4 protein-coding genes are annotated in these 3,704 nt (G+C 67.9%); 3 read left to right on the top strand and 1 reads right to left on the bottom strand.

Annotated features, from left to right (window positions below):
* The coding region (locus tag AC1DU6_RS23345) for an ATP-dependent DNA helicase (protein ID WP_477859957.1) at positions 1-712 on the top strand (712 nt) is incomplete at its 5' end.
* A gap of 262 nt (positions 713-974) precedes the next feature.
* Here AC1DU6_RS23345 and AC1DU6_RS23340 read toward each other — a convergent pair.
* Positions 975-1,790: an outer membrane protein assembly factor BamD gene (locus AC1DU6_RS23340; RefSeq protein ID WP_457349671.1), complete on the bottom strand. Its 816-nt coding sequence runs from the start codon at positions 1,788-1,790 to the stop codon at positions 975-977.
* Between the two features lie 43 nt (positions 1,791-1,833).
* On the opposite strand from AC1DU6_RS23340, the gene AC1DU6_RS23335 reads away from it, so the two are divergent.
* Positions 1,834-2,832, top strand: a complete 999-nt coding sequence (locus AC1DU6_RS23335) for an RluA family pseudouridine synthase (RefSeq protein ID WP_457349926.1) — start codon at positions 1,834-1,836, stop codon at positions 2,830-2,832.
* Between the two features lie 240 nt (positions 2,833-3,072).
* On the top strand, positions 3,073-3,704 hold a 632-nt coding region (gene scpB / locus AC1DU6_RS23330), incomplete at its 3' end, for an SMC-Scp complex subunit ScpB (protein ID WP_477859955.1).

Genomic DNA, 3,704 nt, shown 5'->3' with positions numbered 1-3,704 from the left:
GTTCACCGAGCCCGCTGGCCTGACCGAGGCCGAGGTGCTGCGTGTCGGCAGCCCCTTCGACTATCCGACTCATGCGCGCCTTTACGTGCCGCGCGGTTTCCCTAAGCCCAGTGAGCCCAGCCATCCGCCGAGCGTTGCTCTGCTGGCGTCACGCCTGGCACGGGCGCTAGGCGGTCGCACTTTCGTGCTGACCACGACGTTGCGCAATCTGCAGACCGTGGCTGACGCGCTGCGCGAGCGCTTCGAGGAAGCTGGCGACGCGATCGCCGTGCTGCAGCAGGGCGCGGCGCCCAAGCGTGTGCTGCTGCAGCGCTTCATCGACAATCCGGCGTCGGTCCTGGTCGGCTCGGCCAGCTTCTGGGAAGGCATCGATGTGCCCGGCGACGCACTGCAATGCGTGATCATCGACAAATTGCCCTTCCCGCCGCCCAACGACCCGCTCGTGGAGGCGCGTGTGCAGCGCCTGGAGGCCCAGGGGCGCAATGCCTTCTCGGAATATTTCGTCGCCGAGGCGGCGATTGCGCTCAAGCAGGGCGCCGGGAGGCTGATCCGTACCGAGACCGATCGTGGCCTGCTGGTGGTGTGCGACCCACGCATGGCGGGCATGAACTATGGACGCCGCCTGCGCGCGGCGCTGCCGCCGATGACGGCGGTGGCCAACGAAGCCGAGGCCCTGGCCTGGTTGCAGTTGCTGAATGCAGAACGGGCGTGACGTGACGACCCCTCGCCCAACCTTGCATCGCTGAACGCGAGCAAGTCTGGTCGGTCTTGCAGACCGCGCAGCCGACGGGGCGGCTGTTCTTCGGCAGGCACGCCAAGTCCACAGGACTTGCCGTGTCCGGCCTCAGCCCCCGCGGGGACGGCGATGCTCGCGGCATCGAGCCGCGCGCACATCGCCGGTCGGGCCGGCTTGGGAGCGGCCCGGCGCTCGGCCCGGCATAGAAAACGGGCCTGAGCGGCCCGTCCAATTCAACTTACCAGAGCTGCCACCAGGGCTTCTTGCGGTTGGCGCCGTTGCTGGCGTACTGGCTGTCGGGGAAGTTCTTGTCCAGCACGCGGCGCGCGTCGTCACGCAGCTGGGTCAGGCCGAGCTTGTCATAGCTCTCGCCCATGATGAAGAGGCCTTCCTCGATGCCGGGCGCGTACTGGAACTCGGCCACGGCCGACTGGGCGCGGTTCGCCGCGGCGACGTAGGCCTTGCGGTTGAAGTAGTAGCGCGCCACGTGGATCTCGTAGGCCGCCAGCGTGTTGGTGATGAAGTTGATGCGCGTCGTCGCCTCGGCCGCGTACTTGGACTCGGGGAATTGCTCGACGAGCTGGCGGAAGGCCAGCAGGGCTTCTCGCGAGGCCTGCTGGTCGCGCTCGGACACGTCCTGGTTGGCTAGGCGGCCGAACAGTCCCAAGTCCTCGTTGAAGTTGACGATGCCCTTCATGTACAGGGCGTAGTCCATCGCCGGGCTGGACGGGTTGAGCTTGATGAAGCGGTCCAGCGTGGCAATCGCCTGGGCGCGCTCGCCCGTGCGGTAGTACGCCCAGGCCACATCCAGCGTCGCCTGCTGGCCCATCGTCGTGCCGGCGGCGCGACCTTCGATCTTTTCGAGCGCCTTGATGGCGCGGTCGTAACTGCCGGCGTTCAGGTCGTCCTTGGCGTCTGCATACAATTTGTCCAGCGCCGCCTGGGAGTTTGGATCCTCCTTGGCCGTGGAGCCGCAACCGCTCAAGCCCAGCGCGAACGCCATCAGGACAGTGCCAGCGACGACGCGGGCGGTCTTGAATTTCTCAACAAACATGTCTGAAGTCGACGGCGATGCTGCCGGCTGGTCACAGGGAACAATGGACGCGGAGTATAGGGTGGGGGGTCAGGACGAATTCGAGCCGGGGGTCGAAGAAGCCGGCGACGCTGAACGGCGCACGGCAGATGTCGATGCCGCCGGCCATGGCGAGCGCCTGGACCGCTGGCTGACGACACGGGCGCCGGAGTTCTCGCGCAACCATCTGCAATCCCTGATCGAGCGCGGCTGCGTGACGGTGGACGGCAAGGTGCTGGAGAAGGCCGCCCACAAGCTGCGCGCCGGCCAGCGCGTCGAGATCGAATTGCTGCCGACCGACGAGAGCCGTGCCTTCCGTGCCGAGGCCATGGCGCTGGACTTCGTCTATGAGGACGAGCACATGGCGGTGGTCAACAAGCCTGCCGGCCTGGTCGTGCACCCGGCCGCGGGCAACTGGTCGGGCACGCTGATGAACGGCCTGCTTGCCCATCACGCCGCCGCAGCGACGCTGCCGCGCGGCGGCATCGTGCACCGGCTGGACAAGGACACCAGCGGCGTCATGGTCGTTGGCAAGACGCTGGCGGCCGTCACGGCGCTGATGCGCCAGATTTCAGCGCGCGAGGTGCACCGCGAATACCTGGCTCTGGCCTGGGGGCGTGTCGAGGAGCCTTTCGTCGTCGACCAGGCCATGCGCCGCGACCCGGTGTCGCGCGTCAAGATGGCCATTGCCCCCGCCAACCTCGGCAAGCCGGCGCGCACCGATTTCTTTCCGTTGGGTGTCGGCGAAGTGAATGGCCGGGCCATCAGCGCGGTGCATTGCGTGCTGCACACGGGTCGCACCCACCAGATCCGCGTGCACCTGACGCACAGCGGCCACCCCATGCTGGCGGACGTGCTCTATGGCGGCGCGCCGGCCCTGGGCCTCACGCGCCAGGCCCTGCATGCGGCACGGCTGTCCCTCACCCACCCGACCACCGGCGAACCTCTGGTGCTGACCGCGCCGCTGCCCGCCGACCTGGCCTCCGCCTGGGCCCAGATCGGTGCCGCCGACCTGCCCGGCTGACAGGGCTATACAATGCACCTCGGTTGTCGTGGCAGCCAGCGCGCCAAATGTGCGCGACCCGTGCGGTTAGCAGTTCATCCGCCCGCCCGGTCAACCACCCCGATCGCGTTTCGCTGGAAGGCTGTTGAGCCCCACCGTGACGCCCGGACAGACCCCGTCCGCATTGCCTGCCGAACGCTGTGAGCGCCCAGGCCCGGACGGATTGCCAAGCCAGGCTTGATTGAGGGCGCGATTGCGTTCATGAACACCCAGGATGCCAAGCGCGTCCTCGAGACCGCACTGATCTGTGCTTCGCAGCCGCTGACGCTGCGCGAGCTGCGCAGCCTGTTCGCCGACGAACTCGGCGCCGATACCGTGCGCAGCCTGCTTGACGAGCTGAGCCGCGATTGGGAAGGCAAGGGCGTCGAGCTGGTGGCGCTGGCCTCGGGCTGGCGCTTCCAGAGCCGCCCCGAGCTGCGCGAGTACCTCGACCGGCTGCATCCCGAGAAGCCGCCGCGCTATTCGCGTGCCGTGCTGGAGACGCTGGCCATCATTGCCTACCGCCAGCCTGTTACGCGCGGCGACATCGAGGACATCCGTGGCATCGTCGTCGCCAGCCAGATCGTCAAGCAGCTTGAGGACCGCGGCTGGATCGAGGCCATCGGCCACCGCGAGACCCCGGGTCGCCCGGCGTTGTACGCGACGACCAAGTCCTTCCTGGACGACCTGGGCCTGGCCAGCCTGGAACAGTTGCCCGCCCTGGACATTGGCGGCGAAGCCCCGCCAGCCTTCGAGGCGCTGCAGGGCCAGCTGCTGGACAACTCAGAAGACGCTGAGTTGCCGGCCGAGGCTTCCGCTGAAACGCCCGCCGAAATCCCTGCCGAAATCCCCGC

This window comes from Roseateles sp. P5_B10, assembly GCF_056400485.1.
This window is presented reverse-complemented; position numbering and strand designations above follow the sequence as displayed.